General features: G+C 62.9%; 20 protein-coding genes and 2 pseudogenes. 5 read left to right on the forward strand and 17 right to left on the reverse strand.

Annotated features, from left to right (window positions below; all coding sequences use genetic code 11):
* Position 1 precedes the first annotated feature (1 nt).
* The gene (locus AC1DLV_RS04935; protein WP_476798452.1) at positions 2-1,129 is read right to left on the reverse strand and encodes an acyl-CoA dehydrogenase family protein; all 1,128 of its coding nucleotides are present in this window, start codon (positions 1,127-1,129) and stop codon (positions 2-4) included.
* Positions 1,130-1,134: 5 nt separating this feature from the next.
* Complete coding sequence (locus tag AC1DLV_RS04940) at positions 1,135-4,605, reverse strand: indolepyruvate ferredoxin oxidoreductase family protein (protein WP_476798453.1); 3,471 nt, start codon at positions 4,603-4,605, stop codon at positions 1,135-1,137.
* Positions 4,606-4,716: 111 nt separating this feature from the next.
* Here AC1DLV_RS04940 and AC1DLV_RS04945 point away from each other — a divergent pair, with 111 nt between their 5' ends.
* Positions 4,717-5,190, forward strand: coding sequence for an Lrp/AsnC family transcriptional regulator (locus AC1DLV_RS04945; RefSeq protein ID WP_476798454.1), 474 nt, complete (start codon positions 4,717-4,719; stop codon positions 5,188-5,190).
* A gap of 257 nt (positions 5,191-5,447) precedes the next feature.
* Here the strand turns inward: AC1DLV_RS04945 and AC1DLV_RS04950 are convergent, their stop codons facing one another.
* The 5 genes and pseudogenes from AC1DLV_RS04950 to AC1DLV_RS04970 all read right to left on the reverse strand — a co-directional run bounded on the left by AC1DLV_RS04950 (position 5,448) and on the right by AC1DLV_RS04970 (position 12,170).
* Positions 5,448-9,794, reverse strand: coding sequence for an autotransporter domain-containing protein (locus AC1DLV_RS04950; protein ID WP_476798455.1), 4,347 nt, complete (start codon positions 9,792-9,794; stop codon positions 5,448-5,450).
* 436 nt (positions 9,795-10,230) lie between these two features.
* Complete coding sequence (locus tag AC1DLV_RS04955; RefSeq protein WP_476798456.1) at positions 10,231-10,440, reverse strand: hypothetical protein; 210 nt, start codon at positions 10,438-10,440, stop codon at positions 10,231-10,233.
* Positions 10,441-10,648: 208 nt separating this feature from the next.
* A pseudogene (locus tag AC1DLV_RS04960) lies at positions 10,649-10,786 on the reverse strand (adenylate cyclase); the annotation flags it as partial.
* Positions 10,787-10,911: 125 nt separating this feature from the next.
* A pseudogene (tcuB, locus tag AC1DLV_RS04965) lies at positions 10,912-11,145 on the reverse strand (tricarballylate utilization protein TcuB); the annotation flags it as partial.
* Positions 11,146-11,198: 53 nt separating this feature from the next.
* On the reverse strand, positions 11,199-12,170 hold the full coding sequence (locus tag AC1DLV_RS04970) for a bile acid:sodium symporter family protein (RefSeq protein ID WP_476798525.1): 972 nt from the start codon (positions 12,168-12,170) through the stop codon (positions 11,199-11,201).
* Between the two features lie 151 nt (positions 12,171-12,321).
* Between AC1DLV_RS04970 and AC1DLV_RS04975 the strand changes: the two genes are divergently transcribed.
* Positions 12,322-13,218 (forward strand): LysR substrate-binding domain-containing protein, encoded by an 897-nt coding sequence (locus tag AC1DLV_RS04975; RefSeq protein WP_476798457.1) that lies wholly within the window; start codon positions 12,322-12,324, stop codon positions 13,216-13,218.
* 78 nt (positions 13,219-13,296) lie between these two features.
* The gene (locus tag AC1DLV_RS04980; protein WP_476798458.1) at positions 13,297-14,544 is read left to right on the forward strand and encodes a flavin-dependent oxidoreductase; all 1,248 of its coding nucleotides are present in this window, start codon (positions 13,297-13,299) and stop codon (positions 14,542-14,544) included.
* A gap of 24 nt (positions 14,545-14,568) precedes the next feature.
* Here the strand turns inward: AC1DLV_RS04980 and maiA are convergent, their stop codons facing one another.
* Entirely contained in the window at positions 14,569-15,210 is a 642-nt protein-coding gene (gene maiA / locus AC1DLV_RS04985) for a maleylacetoacetate isomerase (protein WP_476798526.1), read from the reverse strand.
* A gap of 11 nt (positions 15,211-15,221) precedes the next feature.
* Positions 15,222-15,590, reverse strand: coding sequence for a hypothetical protein (locus AC1DLV_RS04990; protein WP_476798459.1), 369 nt, complete (start codon positions 15,588-15,590; stop codon positions 15,222-15,224).
* A 212-nt stretch (positions 15,591-15,802) separates the two neighbouring features.
* Between AC1DLV_RS04990 and AC1DLV_RS04995 the strand changes: the two genes are divergently transcribed.
* The gene (locus tag AC1DLV_RS04995) at positions 15,803-16,360 is read left to right on the forward strand and encodes a MarR family winged helix-turn-helix transcriptional regulator (RefSeq protein WP_476798460.1); all 558 of its coding nucleotides are present in this window, start codon (positions 15,803-15,805) and stop codon (positions 16,358-16,360) included.
* Between the two features lie 33 nt (positions 16,361-16,393).
* Here the strand turns inward: AC1DLV_RS04995 and AC1DLV_RS05000 are convergent, their stop codons facing one another.
* The 7 genes from AC1DLV_RS05000 to AC1DLV_RS05030 form a co-directional block, all read right to left on the reverse strand.
* Positions 16,394-17,398: an ABC transporter ATP-binding protein gene (locus AC1DLV_RS05000; protein ID WP_476798461.1), complete on the reverse strand. Its 1,005-nt coding sequence runs from the start codon at positions 17,396-17,398 to the stop codon at positions 16,394-16,396.
* Positions 17,399-17,411: 13 nt separating this feature from the next.
* Positions 17,412-18,440, reverse strand: a complete 1,029-nt coding sequence (locus AC1DLV_RS05005) for an ABC transporter ATP-binding protein (protein WP_476798462.1) — start codon at positions 18,438-18,440, stop codon at positions 17,412-17,414.
* Positions 18,437-19,411, reverse strand: coding sequence for an ABC transporter permease (locus tag AC1DLV_RS05010; protein WP_476798527.1), 975 nt, complete (start codon positions 19,409-19,411; stop codon positions 18,437-18,439). Before AC1DLV_RS05010 ends, AC1DLV_RS05005 begins: the two co-directional genes overlap by 4 nt.
* 52 nt (positions 19,412-19,463) lie before the next feature.
* Positions 19,464-20,384 carry an ABC transporter permease gene (locus AC1DLV_RS05015; protein ID WP_476798463.1) on the reverse strand — a complete coding sequence of 307 codons (921 nt, stop codon included), beginning with the start codon at positions 20,382-20,384 and terminating at the stop codon, positions 19,464-19,466.
* A 99-nt stretch (positions 20,385-20,483) separates the two neighbouring features.
* Positions 20,484-21,968 carry an ABC transporter substrate-binding protein gene (locus AC1DLV_RS05020; protein WP_476798464.1) on the reverse strand — a complete coding sequence of 495 codons (1,485 nt, stop codon included), beginning with the start codon at positions 21,966-21,968 and terminating at the stop codon, positions 20,484-20,486.
* A gap of 665 nt (positions 21,969-22,633) precedes the next feature.
* Positions 22,634-24,004: an amidase gene (locus AC1DLV_RS05025; protein WP_476798465.1), complete on the reverse strand. Its 1,371-nt coding sequence runs from the start codon at positions 24,002-24,004 to the stop codon at positions 22,634-22,636.
* Entirely contained in the window at positions 24,001-24,168 is a 168-nt protein-coding gene (locus tag AC1DLV_RS05030) for a hypothetical protein (RefSeq protein WP_476798466.1), read from the reverse strand. Before AC1DLV_RS05030 ends, AC1DLV_RS05025 begins: the two co-directional genes overlap by 4 nt.
* 101 nt (positions 24,169-24,269) lie before the next feature.
* Between AC1DLV_RS05030 and AC1DLV_RS05035 the strand changes: the two genes are divergently transcribed.
* A complete protein-coding gene (locus AC1DLV_RS05035; RefSeq protein ID WP_476798467.1) occupies positions 24,270-25,529 on the forward strand; it encodes an NAD(P)/FAD-dependent oxidoreductase in 1,260 nt (419 codons plus the stop codon).
* 116 nt (positions 25,530-25,645) lie between these two features.
* Here the strand turns inward: AC1DLV_RS05035 and AC1DLV_RS05040 are convergent, their stop codons facing one another.
* Positions 25,646-26,410, reverse strand: a complete 765-nt coding sequence (locus AC1DLV_RS05040) for an SDR family NAD(P)-dependent oxidoreductase (RefSeq protein ID WP_476798468.1) — start codon at positions 26,408-26,410, stop codon at positions 25,646-25,648.
* Between the last annotated feature and the right edge of the window lie 29 nt (positions 26,411-26,439).

Raw genomic sequence — 26,439 nt, forward strand, 5'->3', positions numbered from 1 at the left:
CCTACAGGCTGCGCGCGATGACGAGACGCTGAATGTCCGATGTGCCTTCATATATCTGGCACACGCGGACATCACGATAGATCTTGGCGAGTCCGAACTCTTCGAGATAGCCATAGCCTCCCAATGTCTGCATCGCGCCCGAAACAACGGCCTCAGCGGTCTCCGATGCAAAGAGTTTGGCCATCGAGGCCTGTGTCAGGCAAGAAGCGCCGGCGTCCTTGAGTGACGCAGCCGAGAGAACCAATTGCAGGGCAGCCTCGAGACGGGTGGCTAGGTCGGCCAAGCGAAAACCGACAGCCTGATGCTGAATGATCGGCTTTCCGAAGCTCTTGCGATCCTTGGCGTAGCTCACCGCGACCTCCAGGGCGGCCCGCGCCATGCCGACACTCTGCGCGGCAATGCCTATGCGACCTGCCTCGAGGTTTGCAAGGGCGATGCTATATCCGGCCCCTTCAGCGCCTAGTCTCAGCTCCTCTTCGATGAACAGGTCTTCGAACCTTATCGCGCAGGTGTCTGACGCGCCTTGCCCCAGCTTGTGTTCGAGCTTGTCGATCCCGTAGCCTGGGCGGTCGGTGGGAACCAGGAAGGCCGAGATGCCCCGTTTTCCCGCGGCCGGTTCCGTAACCGCATAGACAATCGCCAATCCCGCGATCCGTCCGGACGTAATGAACTGTTTTGCGCCATTCAAGCGATAGCCGCCATCGACCTTTTCGGCGCGCGTGCGCAACGCAGCTGCGTCCGATCCGGCATCAGCTTCCGTCAAGGCAAAGGCTCCTATCATTCGCCCCGCTATAAAATCCGGCAAGAACCGTTCTTGTTGGGCCGGCGTGCCGTCCTTGATCAGGCTTGAAACGACAAGGCTGTTTTGGATGGATGTTATTGTCGACAGTGCGCCGTCGGCCGCGGCGATCTCCATCAGCGCCAAAGCGTAGCTCGTATAGTCCGCACCAGCCCCGCCAAATTCGACCGGCGCGGTCATGCCCATTAGACCAAGCCCTGCCATACGCTCGAAGAGTGCCGTAGGATAACCGCCGTTCTTTTCAAAGCTTACGCTGTGCGGACGTATTTCGGCTTGAGCGAAATTGCGAACCATGTCGCGGATCGCGACCTGTGTATCATTGAGTGTCATTTTCGCTACGCCGCCTTGCTGGCTACAGTCTTGGGCGTCGCTGCGAGCAGAGACGCCCGCTTTCCCGAATACTCGGCTATTGCGGCCTCCTTGACCGGCCCATAGCCTCGCACCATCTCTGGCAACGCTGCAATTGCCGTCGCCTGTTTTACGGTGGCTGGATCCAACGACCGACACAATTTGTCGATCGTCTCGAAATACTCTTTCACGAGCGCCCGTTCCGCGCGCCTTTCAGCCGTCCTGCCAAATGGATCGGCCCAGGTGCCGCGAATGCGCTTGAACGTCGCAAGCAGCTTGAAGGCGACGAAGACCCATGGGCCGAACTTCCGCTTGGCGGGACGTCCGGTAGTGGGGTCCAGCCGGGAAAACAAGGGTGGCGCAAGCCATACCGAAAGGCGCTTGGCGCCTGAAAACTGTGCCTCGAAGGACTTTTTGAAGGCGGGATCCGCGTACAGGCGTGCAACTTCATATTCGTCTTTGTAGGCCATCAGGCGATACGCGTTTTCGGCCACTGCCCGCAGAAACTCTTCACCCTCAGCGCCCATTTCGGCGACTGCATCGCCAACCTTGGCGACAAGCTGCGCATAGAGGTCGGCATATTGGCTGTCCTGATATGCGATCAGGTCAGCGACCCTGCGTGCGATCACGGTTTCGGTTGTTTCGTCGGTGGCCGGTGATGCCTTGGCAATGCCTGCAACCTCTTCGACCGCGTCGATGTCGATTGCGGCAAAGCGCCCCCAGGCAAACGCGCGCTTGTTGAGATCGACTGCAGCTCCATTCGCTTCAATCGCAGCCTCGAAAGCCCCTGCCGACAACGGTAGTAACCCCTTTTGCCAAGCATAGCCGACGACAAGGGTGTTTGCGGCGACACTGTTGCCGAACAATCCCTCGGCAATGCGGGTTGCGCTAAGAAGGAACCCGCTCTCGCCTGCACGGCCCAGGAGAGTGTCGATCATTCGTTTGGTTGGAAGCGTGGCATCGCGATCGGTCACGACATCGGCGGTGGGCGTTTCGTCGCTATTGAGGACAACAGCGCCGCGTCCACCCGCGAACTTGCGCAAGGAATCCGCACTGCTTGCGACCAGTGCGTCCGTTCCCAGAAGTAAGTCGGTTTCTCCCGCGCCTATCCGAACGGCATGGATAGGGTGCCCGTTTGCTGCGATCCGTACTTGGCTGACCACCGCACCATTTTTTTGAGCAAGGCCTGTGAAGTCGAGGACAGTCGCGCTCAAGCCATCCAGATGCGCGGCGGTGGCGAGAAGCGCGCCAGTCGTTAGAACGCCAAGGCCGCCGATGCCGGCCACATAGATATTATAGACGCCCGCAAGATCCACCGGTTCAGGCTCAGGCAGTGCGCCGAAACGATCCGCCTCGAACTCCTTAATCCTGGCTGCATTTGGCTTGCGGATCTGCGGACCGTCAATTTCGACGAAGCTGGGACAAAAACCCTTCACGCAGGAGAAGTCCATGTTGCAAGCCGATTGGTTGATCCGGCGTTTCGTGCCAAAGACCGTTGGCAATGGCTCAACCGCAATGCAGTTTGATTGGACCGAGCAATCCCCGCAGCCCTCACAGACGCGGGGATTTATGAAGAGCCTACGGTTGGGGTCAGGAGAAATCCCGCGCTTGCGTCGGCGGCGCTTTTCAGCGGCGCACGTTTGCTCGTAGACGATGGCGGTAACACCTAGCGTGTCGCGCAGGTCGCGCTGAACCAGGTCCATCTCGTCGCGGTGGTGGATCCGAACATTGTCCGGGATGGCCGAGCTACGACATTTTACTGGATCGTCGCTCACCATGCGTACGTCCGCAACACCTTCAGCGAGGAGCTGGGCCACGACCCTGAGAGGATTGATCGCCCCCTCCGCTGGCTGGCCGCCTGTCATCGCGACAGCGTCATTGTAGAGAATCTTGAACGTTATATTTGCCTTAGCCGCCACGGCAGCGCGTACGGATAGCAGCCCGCTGTGCTGATAGGTGCCATCGCCCAGATTCTGGAAAATGTGAGAAGTATCGGAGAAGGGGGCCGCCCCCACCCACTGCATGCCCTCTCCACCCATCTGGCTGAACGTATCGGTCTTGAGCTTGGGCTGCGACAACGCCATGACGTGGCATCCAATGCCGCCACCGGAGATCGATCCCTCGGGCGTCTTGGTCGAAGTGTTGTGCGGGCAGCCTGAACAAAAGAAAGGCTTGCGGACGGGGAATGGCACCACTTCGCCGCGCTGTCTGTCATGCAGCATCCGCTCAAGACGGCTGGCAAGGTTGATTGGTCCCGCGTCATCGAAACGACCGACGAATGCCTGCGCCACCATCGCAGGCGTGAATTCCATGATGACAGGCAACAGCGCGCGGCCCTGTTCGTCCGTCTTGCCCGTCACGCGGACGCGTTTGCCCACCCGATTGAAGAGCGCCGATTTAATTTGCGTTTCGACAGTCCCGACCTTCTCCTCTACGACGAAAATTTCATCGACATTGCCAGCGAAGGTGAGCAACGGGCCGCTCGCCAGGGGCCAACTCATCCCCACCTTGTAGATGGAGACGCCGAGCGCGCGCGCCTCCTCTTCGCCGATGTCGAGATCAGCAAGAGCTTGCATGAGATCCTGATGGGCTTTGCCGACCGTGACTATGCATAGCCTTTTGACCGGACTTTCGAGTATGGCGCTATCGATCCGGTTGGCCGCAGCCCATCCGATCGCCGCAGGCAAGCGCTCTTCGATCATCCTGCGCTCATATTCCGCGCGCTCGGCTGGCCAGGCTATGCCTGGATCCCAGTTGAGGCCGTGCGCGGGAACGAGCTCCGACGGCGAGGAAAACTCGGGATAGGCAGGCGGCAACTCGAAGGTTGCCGCGCTCTCCACGACCTCCGCGATCGTTTTCATCGCAACCCAGAGACCTGAAAAGCGAGACATCGCGATGCCCGCCAAGCCAAGCGAAAGAATTTCCGACACGTTGGCCGGTTGCAGCACAGGCATCATCACCGACTGAAAAATGCCGTCGGTCTGGTGCGGAAACATCGACGACTGCGCCGAATGATCGTCGCCGCCTATCGCAAGTACGCCACCCAGCGGCGATGTGCCAAGTATATTGGCGTTGCGAAAGGCGTCACCGGTGCGGTCGACCCCATTTCCCTTCCCGTACCAGATGCCGAAAACGCCGTCGGCCTTTGTCGGTCCGAAAGCCTTGTGCATCTGGGCACCCCAAAGTGCGGTTGCTGCCAGGTCTTCGTTGAGGCCTGGCTGAAACACAACGTCGTGGGCCTTGAGATAATTCGACGCTTTCCAGAGTTGTTGATCGTATGCCCCGATAGGGGAGCCACGATACCCTGAGATGAGGCCTGCCGTTTTGTGACCCCATCGCCGGTCCAGTCGGCTTTGCATCAACGGCAACCGCACCAAAGCTTGGATACCGGTCATGAAAGTTGGGCCGGCATCGGCGTTGTATATAGAGTCCAAGCTGGTACTGCGGTCGAACTTCACGCCAATCCTCCATTAGATTGGCGATATATGCTCCAAAATCCCGCTCATTTCAGACCAATTATGCGCATTTTACTACGCCTGGAATAGCGAAGTTTGCTACTCAATCTAGTCATGATAGCGAACGTTACCAATACGCTGAAGCTCGACAAGCAAGACCTCAAGATCTTGAACGCACTGACTCGCGACGGCAGAATTACTTGGAGTGAGCTGGCCGAGGAAATTGGCCTGTCACTGACGCCAACTCTTCGCCGCGTGCGGAGGCTTGAGCAGGATGGGATCATCCGAGGCTACTCGGCCGATCTTGATCAAGCGAAACTCATTGGAGCGATGGGGCTATTCATTTCCATCACTATGGAAAGGCAAGTCGAAGATATTCTTGCCAAATTTGAAACCGCCGTCGCTGGATTACCCGAGGTGACGAGCGGATATCTCATAAGCGGCGGTCACGATTACATGCTGCACGCCTTCGTCCGCGATCTCGATCACTATCGAGAATTGCTGTCGGTGCTGACGCGTATCGATGGCATCGCACATATCCAATCGAGTTTCATCTTAAAGACCTTCGCACGACAAGTCCGCTCTTGAATGTTCAAATGCAAAAGTCGCCGGTTGTTCCAACCGTCCTCGGCTTCAGGGACACGCCCCATTCTTGGGAAGCGCGACCAAAAGGGCACCACAATCCGGACCCGGCCCTCGCTTTGCACATGGGCGTCCGTCCATGCCAGCGATGGCGTAGCCCCCAAGGTGGTCGCCTGGGAGCTGGAGGACCTTGGTCAGACGACTGATCCATTTGGCCGGCACAGCATTCTGGCACTCGGGGAGGTCCATACATGCCTGCCTGCTCAGAACCTGATGCTGAGATCCAGCTTGGCGCCGTTGTCGGAAACGCCGGAGCCGAACTGCCCAGTATAAGAGACACCAAGCTTGGCCGCAGGCGTGACATCGAAATCGAAGCCGACTTCGAGGACCGCGGCATCCCTTGCGATCGGCACGCCGGAGATGGTGAAGGCGTTGCTGCCGGCAAAGGCCAGGGTCGACGGCGGCGTCACATCGCCGAAGGCGTGACGCCAGCCCAGCATGCTGCGGGCTGTTGCGTTGATGGTGCCGAGCGCGACGTCGCCCGAGGCGCGGATACCGAGCGTGGTGAAGGTAGCATCGGTGTTCGAGCTGGCCTGCGAGAGTGCCGCCGATCCGCCGGTCTCGCTGAACGCGTCGGTGCGCACATTGACATAAGCGAGGTTGGCGAAGGGCTCGAAGGACGCTGCCGCCGTGTCGATGCGGTAGCCGACCTCGCCGAAGATCTGTGCCGTGGCGCCGTCATAGTCGGCCGACAGCCCCTCGGACAGGCCGGGAATGGCCACCGCGCGGCGGGTCTCGATGCTGTTCCAGCTATAGGCCACACCGGTGCGCAGCGACACAGCACCCCATTGGCTGCCACCATAGGCGCCGAGATAGTAGCTGGTGGCGTTGCCGGAAGATGCGCGGTCGTCGGCATCGAAGGACGAGCGGCTGAAACCGGTCAGAAGGCCTGCGCGCCATGCATCGCCGACCAAGACATCGCCGCCCAGCAAAAGTCCGCCGATGGAGCGGTCGAAGGCGGCGGCATTGCCGTCGCTGTCTACGTCGCCCCAAGAGCCGAAAGCATTGCCCCAGACCGCGAAACGATCGGTATCCGCAGCGACGAGTTCGGCCCCGCCTTCGCCATAGGCCAGAACTGGCGCGGGCGCGGCACCGATGCCGTCGAACGCAGCACGGATGCGGTCGGTCGCGGCATCGCGGACGAAGCGGCTGTCTTGGAGCAGCATGCTCTTGGCCGAGGCGTGGATTTCGCCCGAGAGCTGGTTGAAGGCGTAGGCCGCAGCTTCAGCACTCGTTTGCGAAACGACAAGGTCGTAGAGCGTGTTGCCCTGACCGAGCGGTTCGACGCTATTGGCGCTCGCGCATTCGTTGCCGCTGAAGCCAGTGAGGCAGAAGCCGCCGCCGTTGCGGACGGCGCTGAGATAGACGTTGCTGGCGTCATAGCCGAGCGACACGTCCACATAAGGCATTCCTTCGGACAGCGCGGCAAAGGTGCCGCTAACGCCGCCGGCCGCAGTGAGGATCGTCCACTGGCGGCCCGGCAGATATACGCCGCCCAAGTTGGGGATCGCCACCGTGCCGCCAGCCAGCGTCGCGCTTCCTGTTGTGATGAATTTGTCGGCCTGTCCAAGGGCATCGACGTCGATCGCCAGAACCGATCCCGCTTCGAACCGCGCATTGCCGCCGGTCTGGCTGACGCCATCGCCAGTCACGCCATTGGCCATGGTGAGCACGCCGCGATTGACGAAGCGGGCCAGGCTGTCAAACAGGGTCGTTACCGGCGCGCCGCCATTGGCACCGCCGATGATTGTGCCATTGACGCTGTTGGTCAGGGTGCCGCCGCCGAAGTCGTTTTCGCCGCCCGCCGTGTTCCAGACCGCGTGATTGTTCATGACGTTGGCGCCCGCGCCGAAGTTGACCGTACCGAGGATGCTACCGGCATTGGTCAGCGCCACCGGGCCGCCGAAAGCCTCGATCGCAAGGCGCGTCGAATCCCGGGAAGTATTGCGCACCAGCCCGCTGGTGATGATGGTGATCGGTTGGCCGCTGGACCCGACGGAGATGGCGCTGACCCCACCTTCCACGAGCCCACTCGTCGTGATGCTGGTCGCGCCGGTGCCGTTATTGCTTGCGCTGATGCCATACAGCCCGCCGGCAACGCCTGCGGAATTGACCGTCAGGTCGGTTGTCGTGAGGTCGTTGTAGGCAAGGATGCCGGTGTCGGCGGCTCCGGTCACCTGACCGGAAGTGGTGATTGTCGTCGCCCCCTGGCCGTAGTTGGAGGTGCTAATGCCGAAGTCGCCGGCCGTGATGTCTGCGGCCGTCACCGTCAGGTCGCCTGAGGCAGGGCCGGTCAGGGCCCTGATCCCCGCAACCCCGGTCACGTGGCCGGCCGCAGTGACGCTGGTCGTTCCGGAGCCAGCGTTGATGACGAAGATACCAGCTGGAACGCCGGTGACGCCCGCAGCCTTTACCGTCAGGTCGGTCGTCGTGGCGCTGTCATTGAAGGCGAAGATGCCGAAGCCAACTTTGGCGGTTATCTGGCCTGTCGCCGTCACACTGGTCGTGCCGGCGCCCTGGTTCCAGGCGTAGATGCCGGTCAGTTTGGCTGTGACATCAGCGGCATTCACATAGAGGCCGTTTGCGGTGACGCCGTTGTAGGCATGGATGCCGTTTCCCGCGATCCCGGTGACGAGACCCGTCGCGGTCACGCTGGTCGCGCCGGTGCCGTCGTTGTAGGCGAGAATGCCAGTGTCGCCCCCGGTAGCGCGCGCAGCGTTCACCGTCAGATCGGTCGCCGTGGCACCGTTCCTGGCGTGAATGCCGGTGCCATTAGTGCCGGTTACCTGGCCTGTCGCGGCAACGCTCGTCGCACCTGTGCCGTCGTTGTAGGCATAAACACCGTCGATCTCGCCAGTAACGGCTGCGGCATTCACCGTCAGGTCGGTTGCCGTTGCGGCGTTCTCGGCGTTGATGCCGATGCCATTGGTGCCAGTCACCTGGCCTGTCGCGGTGATGGCGGTCGCACCTGTACCGTCGTTGTAAGCATAAGTGCCGTCGGCATTGCCGGTGACGCCTGCGGCGCTTACCGTTAGGTCAGTTGCGCTGGTGGCGTTTTTGACCCAGATGCCGTTGCCATTGGCCCCGGTCACCTGGCCTGTTGCGGTGACGCTGGTCGCACCAGTGCCGTTGTTGGCGGCGATAATGCCGGTGTCGCCGCCCGCGACGCCTGCGGCGTTCACGGTCAGGTCGCCCGCCGTGGCGGCGTTCTCGACGTAGACGCCGCTGCCATTGGTCCCGGTTACCTGGCCTGTCGCGGTGACGGTGGTCGCACCTGTGCCGTCGTTGTCAGCGTAGATACCGTCGGCGTTGCCGGTGACGCCTGCGGCGTTCACCTTCAGATCGGTTGCCGTTGCGGCGTTCTCGGCCTTGATGCCGGTGCCATTGGTGCCGGTTACCTGGCCCGTCGCGGTGACTAAGGTCGCACCTGTACCCTCGTTGTAAGTGTTGATGCCGTCGGCGTTGCCGGTGACGCCTGCGGCGTTCACCTTCAGATCGGTCGCCCCTGAAGCGTTCCAGACTTCAATGCCGTTGCCATTCGTCCCGATCACCTGGCCTGTTGCGGTCACGCTGGTGGCGCCTGTACCGTTGTTGCCGGCGATGATTCCGGCGTTGCCGCCGGTGACGCCTGCTGCGTTCACGGTCAGATCGGTAGCCGTTGAGGCGTTCTCGGCGTTGATGCCGATGTCATTGGTGCCGATTACCTGGCCTGTCGCGGTGACGGTGGTCGCGCCTGTGCCCTCGTTGTAAGCGTAAATACCGTCGACGTTGCCGGTGACACCTGCGGCGCTTACCGTAAGGTCAGTTGCGCTGGCGGCGTTTTGGACCCAGATGCCGTTGAGACCGGTCCCGGTCACCTGGCCAGTCGCGGTGACGCTCGTCGCACTAGTGCCGTTGTTGGCGGCGATAATGCCGGCGTTGCCGGTGACACCTGCGGCATTCACCGTGAGGTCGGCTGCTGTTGCGGCGTTCTCGACGTAGATGCCCGTGCCATTGGCGCCGGTTACCTGGCCCGTCGCGGTGACTAAGGTCGCACCTGTGCCGTCGTTGTAAGCATAAATACCGTCGGCGTTGCCGGTAACGGTTGCGGCGCTTACCGTCAGGTCGGCCGCCGTGGCGGCGTTCTCGACGTAGATGCCCGTGCCATTGGTCCCGGTGACCTGGCCGGTTGCGGTCACGGCGGTCGCACCAGTTCCGCCGTTGAAAGCCGAAATACCCGTATCGCCGCCGCTGATGGCTCCACCAGTCACAACAGTTACTGCGCCCGGCGTTGCTCCGTTATCGCCATTCGTCTGGATATTCAGACCAATTTGACCTGAGCCCGCTGTCAGGGTCGCCGCATTGACATCGATGTAGCTGACATGGCCGAGCCCCTGGATGGAAAGGGCGTGCCCACCCGACGTCGTCGTATCGACGCTGAAGCCAGGGGTCGTAACAACAGCGGCATCGTCGGCATCTATGTCTTGGCTCGTCGTATTGGCTCCGGAGCACGCGAAGCTGCCTAGCGTGAGAACACATTGCGCCAGAGCCGGCTGTGCAGCCAAACCCAAAGTCGCTACTGCCAACACAGAGTGAACACCGGCGGAGACGAACCCAACCAGCATCGTCGACCCCCGCAACGTCTGGGGCAGCAGACGCCGGAAACGGGACGCGTGCTCAACGAAACCCTCGTCGGCAGGGTTCGGACGGGACAGTGGGCTGATGCGCATGAGAGTCTCACGTTGAAGTTGGCCTTGAAGCCGGGTTGCTTGGGTCGGCTGCAATCTGGCCGCTGTGGAACGGGTTGGGCGTCGTGGATGGTTTGAGGTCAGTGCCGATCAATGACGGCCAATTGTGCCGGACGCCCTGAGGGCACCGGGCTTTCAGGTGACGATCTGCCGGGGTTTTGAACGCTGCAGAAAGAAAAACGCCACCAGGCCGGCCGCTCCTGATCAATGGAATTATTGTATGCCCGCCTGCTTTGCCGGCAAGTAGACTGGCGAGGTGCTAGCTGATGTCGCGCCGCCTGACGTCGGAGCCTTTCCAGCCGCCGAGCATGTCGAACGCTTCCAAGCCGTCCGGCTGTTGGTCGCGCGGGCCGGCGAACGTGACCCGGGCCCATGCCTTGCTGAGTGCACGGCCCAGATATGATGACTGCCAGTGAGCGGTGTGCTCTGCTTCCCCAGTCTGCTGCCGCACCTGAACTGCTTCTGGCATATCCGCGCCCTCCCAGGAGCTCGCCCCATTGTTCGTTCTTGCCAGCCCCCCATGGCTAGCTAGAAAATTTGAGTCCAAAACCAGAAATACTTGTCCGCCATGTCACTCATGGTGTCACTACTTCGAACGAGGCCGCCGGGCACATTGGGACGTTCAGTCATCAAGATGAGACGTGCAGTCATGCTGCTCGGCGCCGAACGCCGGCGCGTCACTCCAGAAGGCCGGCCTTGTGGTAGCCATCGACGAAATGCTCAAGCGTTGCAGCGTCGCGAAATGGCTCCGTCGAGGCCCAGTGGCGGGTTGTGAAAAGCGGGTTGCCTCTCAGGAACAGTTCGACCTCCGCGCGCCTCGGGCGGGGGAAATAGCCCAACTCACCTGCGCCCTCGCTTCATCCCGTCGAAGAAGCTGTCCCGCGCGCAGTTTTCCCGTTGATGTAGGATCAGCCACCGGCGCTTTGGGCGAGCGGCAGGCCCAAAGCATTACTAGGAAGGCAACGTCCATGCCGGTGCGCGACTCGTCCTTGAGGATGGGGCCGCGACGCCATTTCGCGTGAAGCAGGCCCGCCGGACCGACAAGGAGGCCGATGCCACCGATCGTGCCGAGCACGACAGGCAGATCGTAGACCGGGTAGGGCGCTTCCATGCCCAGCATGTAGTGGTAGAGCCTCGCCGTGGATGTGGCTGCAAAGCAGAGCAGGAAACCGTAGGCTGCAGGATATGGACCAAGTCGATCGCACAGAGCTTTTGGCTTGCGTGCGGCTATTGTGCGGCGCCTTGCGGCTCGGTCACGGGTGCGCGCTCGGCGGCGGTGCGTTCGGCGTAGCGTCGCGCCATCCAGGCGCAGACCATCAACTGCATCTGGTGATAGAGCATAAGCGGCAGCACGATCGCGCCAATCTCCTGGCCGGCGAAGATGACGTTAGCCATCGGCACGCCTGAGGCGAGGCTCTTGTGCGAGCCGCAGAAGGCGACGGTGATCTCGTCCTGCCGGGAAAAGCCGAGGAACCGGCTGGCGAAGATGGTGGTTGCCAGTACCGTCGACAAAAGGAAGGCTGCGATCAGCAGCAGCACTACCAGCGACTGCAAGGGTAGCTGCTGCCAGAGGCCTGCGACCATCGCCTTGGAGAAGGCGAGATAGATCACCATCAGGATCGAGCCGCGGTCGACGACCGTCACAAGCCATTTGTGCCTGCCGAGCCAACCGGCGAGCCAGGGCTGTACGAGCTGGCCGGCGATGAAGGGCGCCAAAAGCTGCAGCATGATGCCTTCGATCGCCGACAGCGACACGCCGCCGCCTCCGGTCTTGGCGAACAACAGCCCGACGAGTAGCGGGGTCAGGAACATGCCGATGATGTTGGAGGCCGAGGCCGAGCACACGGCGGCCGGAACGTTGCCGCCGGCAAGCGCGGTGAAGGCGATGGACGATTGCACCGTCGACGGCAGCACGCACAGGAACAGCACGCCGGCATAAAGTGCTGCCGGCAGCACCGTCGGTACCAAGAGGCCGAGTGCCAGCCCTATGATCGGGAACAGCACGAAGGTGGTTGAAAATACCAAAAGGTGCAGCCGCCAGTGCGTCATGCCGGCAATCACGGTCGCCCGCGACAGCCGCGCGCCGTGGAGGAAGAACAACAGCGCGATGGCGATGTTGGTTGCTGTGCCGAAATGGCCGGCGAAACTGCCCTGTGCGGGCAGTAGCGACGCCAGCGCGATACAGGCGACCATCAGCATGATGAAGGTGTCGGGACGAAAACGTGCGAACAAGGCGTGGGATCCCTTGGCAATGAGCTATTTTGGTATACAGTATGCCAAATGCCGATCGCATTGTGAATGGCGCATACAGGAATGATGCTCATTTCGTTTCGTGAACACAGGGGGGATCATGTTTGATCCGATACTCCTCCAGACCTTCGTAGCGGTTGCCGGTTCGCGCAGCTTCACCGGGGCGGCGGTGCATCTCCGGCTCGGCCAGTCGACGGTCAGCCAGCACATCCGGCGGCTCGAGGTCAGCGTCGGTCGGCGGCTTTTGGTTCGCGACACCCATTCGGTGATGCTGACGCCCGACGGCGAGGCAATGCTCGGCTTTGCCCGTTCGATCCTCGACGCCAATGAACGTGCCCGCAGCTACCTGCAGGGGGCCAGGCTGAGCGGCCGCATTCGCTTCGGCGCGTCGGAGGATTTCGTCACCACTCGGCTGGCCGACGTGCTGCACAAGTTCACCGAGCGCCATCCCTCCGTCGAACTCGAACTGACTGTGGCGCTGTCCAGCACGCTGTTCGACCTTCTTGACGAGGGCGCGCTCGACCTCGTCATCGCCAAGCGCCGCGTCGGTCTCAACCAGCAGCGTGAAGCGCGCAGCGGCGTTGCCGTCCGCACCGAGCGGCTAGTCTGGGCGGCGCGCGACCCATCGGTCGTCGAGACTGGCAAGCCTTTGCCGCTGATCCTGTTTTCGCGTCCGGGCATCACCCGTGTCGCGGCGATCGAGGCGCTCGACCGCAAGGGCATCCCCTGGCGCATCGTGTGCACCAGCGGCAGCCTGAGCGGGCTTCAGGCAGCCGCTCGCGCGGGGCTCGGCATCATGGTGCAGCCGCGCAGCATGGTGTCGTCAGGGCTGATGGTGCTGCCGACCAGCCCGCAGCTGCCGCAGCTCGAGGAGGTCGAGTTCATCCTGACCAGTGCCGCCAACGAGCCGACTGGCGTGGCCGCGGCACTTGCCAAGGAAATCCTCGACCGCAATGCGCGCCAGGAATTCGAACTGCCGTTCCGCGAGGCGGTCTAGTCGGCCTACGTTGGCGGAGGTTATGCTTTTCGAACCGAGTAATCATCAGTATACTGTGTAAATTGATCGGAGAGCCATATGGACGTGATGATCATCGGCGCGGGCATCGGCGGGCTGACGCTGGCCCTGCTGCTGCACAAGGCAGGCATTCCCTTCCGTGTCTACGAAAGCGCGCAGGAGATCCGGCCGATCGGCGTCGGCATCTCGATCCTGCCGCACGCCAGCCGCGAGCTGACCGAGCTCGGCCTGCAGGATGCACTGGCGGAGGTCGCGGTCACAGCGCACGAATCCTGCTTCTTCAACCGCTTCGGCCAGCTAATCTACAGGGAGCCGGTCGGCACCTTTGCCGGCTATGATTATCCGCAGTTCCAGATCCATCGCGGCGATCTACAGCAGATCCTCTACGCCGCACTCGTCGAGCGGGTCGGGCCGGACTGCGTCGTCACTGGCTGGAAATGCATCGATGTCGAGCAGACGGCGGATGCGGCGATTGCCCGTTTCGTCGACGGCCGCACCGGCGAGGACCGGCCCGTTCAGCATGGTACGGTGATCGTCGGCTGCGACGGCATCCACTCCGTCGTGCGCCGCAAACTTGTGCCCGACGATGGCGGCCCGATCTATTCCGGCGTCAACATGTGGCGCGGCACGACCTGGTGGAAACCCTATCTCGGTGGCGCCAGCTATGTCCGCGCCGGCTGGCTGACGCATGGCAAGATGGTCATCTATCCCATCCGCAACAAGCTCGACGCCGACGGCCGCCAGCTGATCAACTGGGTCGCGGAGATCGAGACGCCTGATTATCACCAGCAGGACTGGAACCGCCGCGGCCGGCTCGACGACTTCATCGGCGCTTTCGCCGACTGGAGCTTCGATTTCCTCGACGTGCCCGGCCTGATCCGGGGCACTGAGGTGATCCTCGAATACCCGATGGTCGACAAGGACCCACTTGCTCGCTGGAGCTTTGGCCGCCTCACACTGCTCGGCGACGCCGCGCACCCAATGTATCCGCGCGGTTCGAACGGCGCTGGCCAAGCGATTCTTGACGCGCGTGCGCTGGCCGACAGCTTCGCATCGGGCGGCGACGTTGCTGGCGTGCTCAAGGCCTATGAGGACAAGCGGCTGCAGGCGACGGCGACCGTCGTGCGCACCAACCGTACCACCCCGCCCGACGTCATTCTCAAGGAGGTTTACGAGCGAACGGGTGACCGGCCCTTCGTCCGGCTTGACGACGTCATCACGCAGGACGAGCTGGCGGCGCTGTCGAACAGCTACAAAAAGGTCGCCGGCTACGACAAAGCAACGGTGGCCGAGCGGCGAACGGCGTGAGAGGGCATTGCCGACGTATTCGCTTCAGAACGCGTCGGCCTGCAGGTTCGGATGCGCCGCCTCAAATGCCGGCAGGGCGGCAGCGCGGTCGGCGATGGCGACCGACAGGGGAAAGGCGGCCAGATCGCAAAGGAAGCGCCGGGCGTTGGCCACCTGCGGCACCAGGCAGATGTCGGCGATGGTGACGGTGTCGCCCAGACAATAGCGACTGTGCCGGCCGGCGGCGCGAAGCGTTGCCTCGAAGGAACGGAACCCTTCTTCGATCCAGTGGCGGTACCATTCGTTGGTGTCGTCGTCGGAAAGCTGCCAGCGAGATTTCAGGTATTTCAGAACGCGCACATTGTTGAGCGGGTGGATGTCGCAGCCGATGATCTGGGCGAGGCCCCTGACATAGGCACGACCGGCGGGGTCAGTGGGCAAGAGCGGCGGCTCGGGATGGGTCTCGTCGAGATATTCGAGCATGGCGAGGCTTTGGGCGAAGATATTGCCGTCCTCGACGAGCGCCGGCACCAGCCCTTGCGGGTTGAGCGCCATGTAGTCGGCGGTGCGGTGCTCCATCCCGGGCAGGCTGATGAACCGGGGCTCGTAATCGAGCCCTTTGAACGCGAGCGCGATGCGCAGCCGGTACGAGGTCGACGACCTGAAGAAGGTGTAGAGCGTGCGCATCGCTGTGGCAGTCAATGTGACGCGGCATTGAGGATCTCGTCGGGGGTCGACGAGACGACCTCGACATATTTGGGCACGAACTTGCGGCCCTCGATCAGGCCGACGAAGGCCGGCTTGATTTCCTCGGCCAGCACCTTGCGGATCTTGGCGTGCTCGACGATGTCCGACCACTCGGCGATGAGGAAGAAGCGCTGCGGATCCTCGGTGTCGCGGCACAGCACGCCGTCTTTGACCTGGGCCCAGGACTTGTGCATCGGGTTGCCGTCCGAATAGTCGAACTCCTCGAACAACCGGACGAATTCCTCCTCGCGCCCGGCTTCGACGCGGAAGTCGTAGATGTGGAGGAAGTTGCCTTTCGTGGCCAGTGGTTCCTGCGCCATGGTGCTCTCCTTTTCCAAGGTTTCCAATATTCATCAGTATACCGCCTTTTATAGCATCCGCAAGGCGCAACGCCTTGCCGGACAAGGGCTTCGCACCGGGCATTTGTCCCCCGTTCGCTGTTCCGGATGGCCGAAAATATGAGGTGGTACCGCCCTTTCCTGCAAGTCCGGCAAGAGCTAGACATGAGGCAGTCGAATGCGAGGAAATGAGCGTGGCCAAGTCGCCAAAGTCGGAAGGGACGCGGACGAAGAAGGCTGCGGCCGCGCCGCGAGAGCCTAACCCCGAACTCCAGCAGCTCATCGAGCGACTACCGCTTTGGAAACGGCCGGGCTATCTTATCCGCCGTCTGCACCAGATCCATTACGCCCTGTTCTTCGAGGAGTGCGAGGGGTTCGGCATCACCCCGGTGCAATACGGGCTGCTGACCATCCTCTCTGGCAATCCCGATTCCGACCAGATTTCGCTTGCCCAGGCGCTCGGCATCGACCGCACCAATGTCGCCGACGTGCTGTCGCGGCTGGCCCAGCGCGGGCTGATCGAGCGCACTCGTAGCACCGAGGACAAGCGCATGGTGCTGGCGCGCCTGACCGGCGAGGGCGAGAAGCTGGTGGCGGCCATGCACCCTGCGATGAGCCGCGCCCAGGAAAGGCTACTCGACACGCTTGGTGACAAGGAACGCGAAGCGTTTCTGTCGGCGCTGATCAAGCTGCTGGAGGCCAACAACAAGTATGGCCGGGCGGAACTCGCCACCGCCAAGTTCGGCGATTGACTGACAGTCGTCAGACAACCTGCATGCAGCCGGTCATCTATTCCAGCAGGCGACGAGATGGCGGGGTGAACGCTCGCTGAGCTTCGGCGCCTCTGTGCGGCACTGCTCGGTCGCCAGCGGGCAGCGCGTCGAGAAGCGGCATCCGGGCGGCGGATTGACGAGATCGGGAACTTCGCCGCCGTAGACGATGCGCTTGCGTTGGCGCTGCGTGCGCGGATCGGGCACGGGTACCGCCGACAACAGCGCCTCGGTGTAGGGATGGATCGGATGGTCGTAGAGGTCGTCGCGGTCGGCGATCTCGACCATGCGCCCGGCATAGAGGATCGCCACGCGGTGCGAGATGTGACGCACCACCGAGAGGTCGTGGGCGATGAACAGGTAGCTCAGCCCGAGTTCCCGCTGCAGGTCCTGCATCAGGTTCACCACCTGCGCCCGCACCGAGACGTCGAGCGCCGACACCGGCTCGTCGGCGACGATGAATTCGGGCTGCAACGCCAGCGCGCGGGCGATGCCGATACGCTGACGCTGCCCCCCGGAAAAGGCGTGCGGAAAACGGTCATGCGCGTCCGCCGGCAGGCCGACGATGCGCAGCAGCTCGGTGATACGGTCGCGCGCCTCGTCGACACGGCGGATCAGCCCGTGCACCAACAGCGGCTCGGCGACGAGGTCTATCACCCGCATGCGCGGGTTGAGGCTGGCATAGGGGTCCTGGAATACAAGCTGCATGTTGCGGCGGAGCTTGCGCAGCGCCTCGCCCTTGGTGTGGGTGATATCCTTGCCCTGGAACACGATCTTGCCAGACGAGGCTGTGATGCGCCGCAGCACGGCCCGGCCCGTCGTGGTCTTGCCAGAGCCGGATTCGCCGACAAGCCCGAGTGTCTCGCCGGGATGAAGGTCGAAGGAAATGTCCTCCAGCGCCTTGAAGGCCTTTGGCCGTCCCCAGAAGCCCTGCGCCCCGGTTTCGTAGGTCACGTCGAGGCCCTGCACGCTGAGCAGCGGCGGTGGTGCTGGCGTCTGGGCTGGCACGGGGTTGAGCATCGAGAAATTCCTGTCAGGGGAAGGTGGGCGACATCAGCGGCGTCGCCCAGGCCGGCACCGATGGCTGCCAGCAAGCGGCCTCGGCATCCGGGCGGATATGTTCGAGTTTTGGCGCCTTGCGACAGGCTTCGCCAGACAGCGGACAGCGCTGCTGGAACGAGCAGCCCTCGGGCGGGGTCACCAGATTGGGCGGCGTGCCTTCGATCGAGACCAGCCGCTCTGAGACCTCGTCGAGCCGAGGCGTCGAGCGCAGGAGCCCTTGCGTGTAGGGATGCGCCGGGCGCTCGAACACGTCTTCGGCCAGGCCAGTCTCAATGATCTGCCCGGCATACATCACCGCCACGCGGTGGCAGAGGCCGGCGACCACGCCGAGGTCGTGGGTGATCAGCACCACCGACAGGCCGAGCGATTGCTGCAACTCGGCGAGCAGTTCGAGGATCTGCGCCTGGATGGTGACGTCAAGGGCAGTGGTCGGCTCGTCGGCGATCAGAAGCTGTGGTTCGCAGGCGATCGCCATGGCGATCATCACGCGCTGGCGCATGCCGCCGGAAAATTCGTGCGGATACTGGTCCAGCCTGCGGCCCGGCGCGCTGATGCCGACGGCGGCGAGCAGCTCCTCGGCGCGGTTGCGCGCCTGCTTGCGGGTCATGCCAAGATGGCGTTCGAGCACCTCGCCGATCTGGGTGCCGATCCTGAGCACCGGGTTGAGCGAGGTCATCGGGTCCTGGAAGACCATCGCAACTTCGTTGCCTCTGATGTCACGGGCGTAACGCTCGCCGTCGGCGCCCAGCAACGAGCGGCCTTTCCAGCGGATGTCGCCCGACGCGATGCGGCCGGGCAGGTCGATCAGGCCCATCACCGCCTGCGCGGTCACGCTCTTGCCCGAGCCGGATTCGCCAACCACGCCGAGCGTCTCGCCGCGGCCGATCGACAGGGTCACCCCGCGCAGACCCTGGACCAGGCCGCGCCTGGTGTCGAACTCGACTTTGAGCTTTTCGACTTCGAGCAGCGGTTCCTGGGTACTCATGGCGCTGATGTTCATGACCGGCCTCCCTGGCTCGTGGTTTCCGGGCTTTGGGCTTTCGGGCTGCGGCGCGCCTGCCGGGTGGCAAGCTTGGCGCGCTGATAGGCGAAGCGCTTCTCGCGCTCCTGCGGGTCGGTGGTGACACGCACCCAGGAGGCGAACAGGTTGACCGCAAGGACGGTGGTGGCGATCGACAGGCCGGGGAAGGTGATCAGCCACCAGGCGACGAAGATGTAGTCGCGGCCGTTGGCGACATCGAGACCCCAGCTCGTCGCCGGCGGCTGCACGCCGAGGCCGAGGAAAGAGAGGGCGGCTTCGGCGAGCACGATATTGGTGAATTCGAGGATGCCGAGCGTCAGAAGCGGCGACGACAGATTGGGCAGGATGTGGCGGAAGATGACGCGCGAGGTCTTGCAGCCGATCATTTCAGCGGCCTCGACATAGGGTGTCTGGCGCACCGACAGCACGATGCCGCGCACAACGCGGGCATAGACCATCCAGTTGGTGACGACGAGAACGATGATCATCGTTGTCATGCTCGGGCCGATGACCGAGATTACCAGGAGGATGAGCAGTAAGCCCGGGAAGGCAACCTGCACGTCGACGATGCGCATGATGATCGAGTCGGTGCGGCCGCCTTTGAAGCCGGCCCACAGGCCGAGCACGACGCCGAAGCTACCGGCGAACAGCACCACAAGCACACCGACAAGCAGCGAGGCGCGGGCGCCGTAGATGACGCGCGAAAGCACGTCGCGGCCGAGATGGTCGGTGCCGAGGATATGCTCCCAGCTGCCCTTGGGCAGCCAGGCTGGCGGCTTGAGGCGCGAGATAACCGACTGCGCGGCCGGGTCGTAGGGCGCGAGGAGAGGCGCGAAGATCGCCATCAGCAGCAGGGCCACGATGACGGCGAAGCCGAGCGTGCCGAGTTTGTCCTGCCAAAGTTCGCGTCCGAGCTCGTCGAGCTTGGTCAGCAGCGTCGGGCGTTGCATCGTCTTGTGCGTGGTTGCCACCGGCGTCGTCACAGGCATGGGGATAGCCATCTCAAGCCAACCTTATCCGTGGGTCGATGAGTTTGTAGATCACATCGAGGCCGACATTGATGATCACGATCAGCACGGCGACGGTGAAAACGATGGCCTGCAACAGGAAAAGGTCGCTCTTCTGGATCGCCTGCATTGCCGTCAGCCCGAGGCCGGGCCAAGCGAACACCGTTTCGACCACCACGGTGTAGCCGGCAAGTGCGCTGATCAGTTCCCAGCCGGCGAGCGTCACGAATGGCACCAGCGTGTTGCGCATGGCATGCACCATCACCACGCGCCTGAAATGCAGCCCCTTGGCGCGGGCGGTGCGGACATATTGCTGGTTGAGTTCGTCAATCATCGACGAGCGCACCAGCATCACTAGCCGGGCGAGCGAGGGCAGGGCGAGCGTGATTGCCGGCAGTATGTAGTAGCGCGCGCCACCCATTCCCGATGTCGGCAGCCAGCCGAGCGTCACGGCGAAGAACACGATCATCAAAAGGCCGAACCAGAACTGCGGCAACGACAGGCCGAACAGTCCGACAAAAACTGTCGTTCGGTCGACCCAGCCCCCGGGCCTGAGTGCGGCGATGGCGCCGAGCGGTAGCGACAGCAGGATCGCTAGGCCGAGGCCGGCGCCGATCAGCTTGAGCGTATTCGGCAGGCGTTCGAGCACGACGTCGAGGGCCGGTCGGCGCTGCCACAGGCTCTCGCCGAAGTCGAGCCGGGCCATGTCACCGACGAAATCGACGAACTGCGTGGCGATGGGACGGTCGAGGCCGATCTGCTGGGCAAAGGCCGCGCGCTGCGCGTCGGTTGCCGAAAGCGGCAGCATCACCTTGACCGGATCGCCGACCATGCGAGTGGCGATGAAAACGATCACGGTCACGCCGATGACGACAAGGAGACCTTGTCCAATTCGGCGGAGCAGAAAACCACCCATATTCCTCTCCATTGGCTGGAGCCGGCTCTCCCTTGTTGAGCCGGCTCCAGAACTGTTGGGGTTCGCTTATGTTTTTGTTCGAACCCGCAATCGTCCCGGTTATTCCGTGACCTTCATCTCCTTGACCAGGAGCTTGGAGTCGACCCGAGGCTGCCATTCCAGGCGCTTGGAGAAGCCGTAGATGTCCTGCTGGTTGAGCAGCGGGACGAGGTACGACAGGTCGTACGACTTCTTGGTGATGGCGTCATACATTGCCTGCCGCTTCTCGACGTCGGTCTCGGTCCTGGCAGCGCTGATCTGGTCTGACATTTCCTGGTCGCTGTTGGACGCGGAACTCGCCTTGCTTTGTAGCACGGCGGTCATTTCACGGTCGACGTCGAGCAGTTCGTTGGAGTTCGAGAGGAAGACCGCATCTGGCCGCGTGTTCTTGTCGAACAGTTGGTTGAGGTATTCGCCGAAGTCCTCGATCTTGATGTCGACGTTGAGGCCTGCGTCCTTCCAATAGGCGCCGACTGCCTCGATCAGTTCGCGGTCCTTGAGCCAACGGCCGGCCTCGCCGACAAGCTTGATGGTCTTGCCCTCGGCACCTGCTTCCTTGATCAGGGCCTTCGCCTTGTCGACGTCGAACACGTAGTCGGGCAGTGCCTTGTTGTAGCCAAAGGCCTTGGGGTTGACGACCTGCCCCTTTGCCGGTGTGGCGTAGCCCCCGAACAGGCTCTCAGCCAGCGCCTTGCGGTCGACCGAGATGTTCATGGCCTCGCGGACGCGCGGATCCTTGGTCACCTCGTTGTCGGTCGACACGATCATGAGGCTCGTTTCAAGGCCGCTGACGGCCGCGAACTTCGGTGCCTGCTGGGCGAACTCCGGCAGGAGGTTGGTGATGACATCGAGTTCGCCTGCCATCAGCCCGGAAAGGCGCGTGCCGGATTCACCGACGAAACGGTAGGTCACCTTGTCGATCGACGCGGCATCGCCCCAATAGTCGGCGTTCTTCTCCAGCACGATGTCCTGGCCGCGGTTCCAACTGGTGAACTTGTAGGGGCCGGTGCCGACCGGCGCCTCGGCGAACTTGGCGTCGGCAGCATAGGTCGCGGGGATCATCTTCATCCAGTACATGCGCGACGGCAGGATGGGATCCGGACCTGAGGTGATGATGCGCACGGTCAGGTCGTCGACCTTCTCCGCGCCGGTGATGGTGCCGAAGTAGGCGGCCTGCTCCGACTTCAGCGCCGGATCAATCACACGCTTGACGCTGTTGACGACGGCATCCGCGTTGAATGCCTCGCCATTGTGGAACTTGATGTCAGGCCTGAGCTTGAATTCCCAGGTCTTGGCGTCGACCTGGGTCGGTGCCGCAGTCGCCAGTCCGGCGACAAGTTCGCCCTCGGGCGTGCGCGCCATCAGCGTCTCATAGACATTGTCGTTGATCGCGCGCTCGCCGCCGTCGTCGCGCACTTGCGGATCGAGCGTCGAAGGTTCCGATCCGATCGCAATGGTGATGTCGGCGGCGTGCGCCGACAGCGGGGAAAGTGCCATGATTGCCGCAAGTGCGGCGCTGCTTGCCAGTCTCGTCAGTAGCTTCATCGGTCCACCCATTCGCCATAGATAACAAAAACGACCCGATGCGCGCAGTCTTGAGCTGCGTTGATATTGCGGGCCGCCATTTCCCTCGACCAGAAGAGTGGATTGTATGCAATTGACTGTCAAGCGATTGTTGGTCAACTTTTCTGACGATAGCGGGCCGAGACTAAGCAATTCGTCGAATGGCACTTTAAATAATTGAAAATGCACAAAATTTAGAATGTGATTGCTGAAATTTCGTTCACGAATATCACGGAGGTAAGCGGATCAGTCGGTTCTTCGGCAATTTCTTGGATATAGTATACCAAAAATCACCGCTGCAACAAGGATGCCGGCTATGTCAGGCCATCCCGGGCGATCGCGTCTCCGGGAAATACATCGTCGTGACAGCTACGGCTATGCTGGTGTTCAACGACAAGAGTGCAAATTGCGGCATCCTGTTGGTGCAGAAGGTCGTGTTATCCTTTTCCGCTGATCTCCGGCGCTTCATGTAATTGCGGGCCGATACTCGTTCCGGGAAAGAAACTGCTTGCGCATTCTGTTATTGCGTTTCTCGCTGACATCGACGCTGAACTGCTGCCCGCGCGATCTGTGTTGCGCGGGCGGCGGCGATTTCGGCTATCGGGTGGTGGTTCAAGGAGTGCGCCGCCATGCTGGCGACGCTTGGGTCAGCTGAAGTAGCGCGGCGGCAGTCTGACTGCCACACCGTCGAGGCGTTCATACATGGCCACGATGTCGAAGAGGCGGTTTTCTGTCCCGTGTGCTCCGATGATCTGCAGCCCCAGTGGCATGCCGTTGCCGGCATTGCCGAAGGGAAAGGCGAGCGCCGGGTGGCCGGTCAGGTTGGCCAGGATGTTGGGGATCGGTTCCTCGAGAAAGTAGAACTTGTCGACTGTCTTGAGCGGTCCCGCCGGTGCGAGCGCGCCGGGTAGTAGGATCGCATCGACATTGGCGAGGCTAGCGTCGACCTGTCTGCGCAACACCTCGCGGAGCGTCCGGGCCGCGATGACGTCGGCGGCCGCGAGGCTCTCGCCGACCAACGCGCGGCCGCGAAACATTTCCCCGAAAGCGGAGAAGTTGCCACGCACCTCGGCGCCGTAATGTGCCGCGATCTCTGCCATCATCAACACCGCGCCGGGCGCGTGGAAGGTTTCGAGCGGCGGCAGGTCGAGTTCGACGATCTCGCCGCCGTTGCGGGCGAAAAGGTCCAGCGCGTTTTGCATAGCTGTCGCCACTTCGGGCCTCAGGCTGCCCCCCAACCCCCATGCGCAGGCGGAGATGCCGAGGCGCATGCCGGCGAATGACGGCACCTCGCCGGAGGGGGACGGCCTGTTTCCGGTCTCCGACATCGTGGCATAGAGCCTGCGGCAGTCGTCGACGCGCGCAGCGATCGGACCGCAATGGTCCATAGAATGCGCCAGCGTATCGATCCCTTCCACGGGAACGGCGCCAAAGCCCGGCTTGAAGCCGACCACGCCGCACATGGTGGCTGGCAGGCGGATCGAACCGGCGGTGTCGGTCGCGACCGATCCCAGGCACAGCCCGCCGGCGACCGTGACACCCGACCCGCTCGACGAGCCGCCCGGGAACATCTCCGGACACCACGGATTGCGCGCAGGCGGAAACGGCAGGTCGAAGGACGGGCCGCCGAAGGCCAGTTCGTGGCAATTGGCTTTGCCGATGATGATCGCGCCGGCATCGGCGAGCCGGCGCACGACTGGTGCATCCTGCGTCGGCCTGCGGTCGAGCCGCGAATGCGAAGCGCCGGTGTTGGGCATGCCGGCAACCTCGACGATGTCCTTGACCGACATGGGCACGCCCGCCAGCGGGCCGACGGTATCACCGGCGGCTAGGCGCGCGTCGAGACGTTGTGCCTGCGCCAGCGCCGCCTCGTCGGCGACATGGATGTAGCCCGAAAGCTCGCCGTCGAAACGTGCGATGCGGTCGAGGAAGTAGCCCGTCACCTCGACGGCGGCGATCTCGCGGCTGGTCACGGCGGTAGCGAGTTCCGCGATGGAAAGCTGCTCCAGCCTGCTCACGGCTTGTTCTCCCGGTCCTGCACGCGGGCCAGTTCGGCAACGCGCCTGGCCAGTCGTTCGAGGACTGAAACGCCACGTGCGAAATCAGCAGCTTCGGCAGCGCTTGCCTCGGGCGGCAGCACGATCTCGCGAAGTTCGGGAGCAGGCGGGGTCACGTCGCGCATGTTTTGTCCGGGGCTGAGAGATTGGAATTGATCAGTATACGTCTGTTATGCATTGTTGGTACCGGGCGGGATTGGGGCCGATCAGGGATCGGGTGCGCAGCATGAAGCAGAATGAAAAGTCGTTCGACGTGGTCATTGTCGGCGGCGGCATCGTCGGGCTGTCGGTGGCACTCGAAGCGCAGACGCGTGGCCTCTCTGTCGCGGTGATCGACCCCGATGTCGCCGAGGCCCGTGCATCCTTCGGCAATGCCGGCGTGCTCAGCCGCGGCTCGATCTTCCCGATGGCCGCACCCGGCATCCGGTCGCGCCTGCCGCGTTATGCGCTCGGCCGCGACGTTGCTGTACGCGCCCGCTTGCGGTCGCTGCCACACCTCGCGCCCTGGCTCGTGCGCTTCCTGATCGCCGCCGAGGAGGGCGCCTGGCGTCGCGCGGCGGCGGCTCTCAACCCGATGGTGGCCGAGGTGTTCGACCGTCACCTCGTGCTGGCTGATCTTGTCGGTGGCCGCCATCTGATCAAGCGCAATGGCTGGCTCAGGCTCTACCGCAGCAACGAGGCATTCGCCGGCAGCGCGCTGGAGCAAGCGGTCCTCAAAGAGAACGGCGTTCGCATCGATTGCCTTGGCGAAGACGAGATCCGCCAGCTCGAGCCACATCTCGCCCGCCGGTTCAGCAATGGCATCTTCTTTCCCGACACCGGTTCCGTCGAAAGCCCCGGCGAGCTGGTCGAGCTCTACCGGCAGGCGGCCAAAGCGCGGGGGGCTGTTCTGGTCGCTGGCAAGGCCGAGGTCATGACGGATGCCTGTGAGACCATGGCGGTGATGGTGGCCGGTCGTAGGATCGAAGGCCGCAATGTCGTGCTCGCCGCCGGCGCCCGTTCGGCGATGCTTGCCCGCACACTCGGCTACCGTTTCCCGCTTGCCGCCGAGCGTGGCTATCATCGCCATTTCGCCCTGGCCGATGGCGTCGAACTGCGCCGCCCAGTCTATGATGCCGCTGGCGGTTACGTGCTGTCGCCGATGAACGGTTATGTCCGCCTGCTGACCGGCGTCGAGCTGGCGCGGCCGGACGATCCTGCAAATCATGCTCAGATCGACGGGGTCGAACCCGACGCGCGAAAGACGCTTTCCTTCACCATGCCGGTCGATGGCAAGACTTGGCTTGGCAGCCGGCCGTCGACGCCGGACGGGCTGCCGGTCATCGGCCGCGCCGCCCGCCACCCCAGGCTGATCTTTGCTTTCGGCCATGGCCATATCGGTTTCGCCAACGGTCCGATGACCGGTGCCGTCGTCGCCAGCTTGATCCAGGGAGAGCGCCCACCGGTGCCGATTGCCGCCTTCGCGCCTTCGCGTTTCGGCGGCTAGAGCGTTTCCGTTTTTCTTCGAAATGCGGAATCTCTCTATCTTCTTGTTTTTGCGCAATTCCGGACGGAAAACCGCTTCACCCTTTTCCTGGAATTGCGCTAGGCGGCGGAGCGCCGTCACGGCAGCGTCAGCCCGCCGTCAACATGCAGCGACTGGCCGGTGATTTGCCTGGCCTCGCGCGAAAGCAGGAACAGGATAGCCGCCGCCACGTCCGCCGGTTCGGTCAGCCGGCCTGTCGGCGTGACCGCAATGGCCTTTTCGAGCGCTGAGGTCGTCGCCGCGAAATGGCCGGTCGGGTCCTTGCGGGTGAAACCCGGAACGACTGAGTTGACAGTCACGCCCTTCGGCGCGAGCTGCGCGGCCATCGATTTCGCCAGCGCCTCAAGTGCGCCCTTGGCCGCCGACGTCGCCGGAAAATGGATGTCGGCCGTGCCGAAGATGTGGGCGACGAAGGAACTCACCACCACCACGCGTCCGCAGTCCGAGGCGACGAGGTCGGCCATCGCTGCATTGACGAGGCGCAGCAGTGCGGTTGGCATCGTCTCGAAAGCCTGGGTGAGATCTTCCGGCCTGACCTCACTGAGCGTCGAGCGTGTCGCCTGGGCAGCGTTGGAAACGATCTGGTCGACGCGGCCGAAGCGGGCGCGGGCGGCAGCGACCATCGCTTTAGGCACATCAGGATCGGCGAGATCGCCCATCACGATCTCGGTCGCGGCCCCCGATGACTGGCAGGTTTCGGCGACGCTCTTCAGCCCTTCGGCGTTCTTGCGCGTGTGCAGCACGAGCCCGATGCCCGGCGCCGCGAGCCGGCGGGCGGTTTCGGCGCCGATGCCGCTGCCGGCGCCGGTGATGAGCACGATGCGATCGAATGATGTGGTCAAGTCTTTGTCCCCGAGGCAGTTGAGAATGA

The organism is Aminobacter sp. 01T433, assembly GCF_056398585.1.

What these genes read in the sequence shown, in the direction of transcription:
- AC1DLV_RS05000 (WP_476798461.1), bottom strand. Translation starts at nt 17,398, where the DNA reads ATGCTCAACCCCGTGCCAGCCCAGACGCCAGCACCACCGCCGCTGCTC.
- AC1DLV_RS05015 (WP_476798463.1), bottom strand. Translation starts at nt 20,384, where the DNA reads ATGGGTGGTTTTCTGCTCCGCCGAATTGGACAAGGTCTCCTTGTCGTC.
- AC1DLV_RS04970 (WP_476798525.1), bottom strand. Translation starts at nt 12,170, where the DNA reads ATGCTGATGGTCGCCTGTATCGCGCTGGCGTCGCTACTGCCCGCACAG.
- AC1DLV_RS05010 (WP_476798527.1), bottom strand. Translation starts at nt 19,411, where the DNA reads ATGCAACGCCCGACGCTGCTGACCAAGCTCGACGAGCTCGGACGCGAA.
- maiA (WP_476798526.1), bottom strand. Translation starts at nt 15,210, where the DNA reads ATGCGCACGCTCTACACCTTCTTCAGGTCGTCGACCTCGTACCGGCTG.
- AC1DLV_RS04945 (WP_476798454.1), top strand. Translation starts at nt 4,717, where the DNA reads ATGATAGCGAACGTTACCAATACGCTGAAGCTCGACAAGCAAGACCTC.
- AC1DLV_RS04935 (WP_476798452.1), bottom strand. Translation starts at nt 1,129, where the DNA reads ATGACACTCAATGATACACAGGTCGCGATCCGCGACATGGTTCGCAAT.
- AC1DLV_RS05030 (WP_476798466.1), bottom strand. Translation starts at nt 24,168, where the DNA reads ATGCGCGACGTGACCCCGCCTGCTCCCGAACTTCGCGAGATCGTGCTG.
- AC1DLV_RS05035 (WP_476798467.1), top strand. Translation starts at nt 24,270, where the DNA reads ATGAAGCAGAATGAAAAGTCGTTCGACGTGGTCATTGTCGGCGGCGGC.
- AC1DLV_RS05005 (WP_476798462.1), bottom strand. Translation starts at nt 18,440, where the DNA reads ATGAACATCAGCGCCATGAGTACCCAGGAACCGCTGCTCGAAGTCGAA.
- AC1DLV_RS04955 (WP_476798456.1), bottom strand. Translation starts at nt 10,440, where the DNA reads ATGCCAGAAGCAGTTCAGGTGCGGCAGCAGACTGGGGAAGCAGAGCAC.
- AC1DLV_RS04975 (WP_476798457.1), top strand. Translation starts at nt 12,322, where the DNA reads ATGTTTGATCCGATACTCCTCCAGACCTTCGTAGCGGTTGCCGGTTCG.
- AC1DLV_RS05020 (WP_476798464.1), bottom strand. Translation starts at nt 21,968, where the DNA reads ATGAAGCTACTGACGAGACTGGCAAGCAGCGCCGCACTTGCGGCAATC.
- AC1DLV_RS04980 (WP_476798458.1), top strand. Translation starts at nt 13,297, where the DNA reads ATGGACGTGATGATCATCGGCGCGGGCATCGGCGGGCTGACGCTGGCC.
- AC1DLV_RS04990 (WP_476798459.1), bottom strand. Translation starts at nt 15,590, where the DNA reads ATGGCGCAGGAACCACTGGCCACGAAAGGCAACTTCCTCCACATCTAC.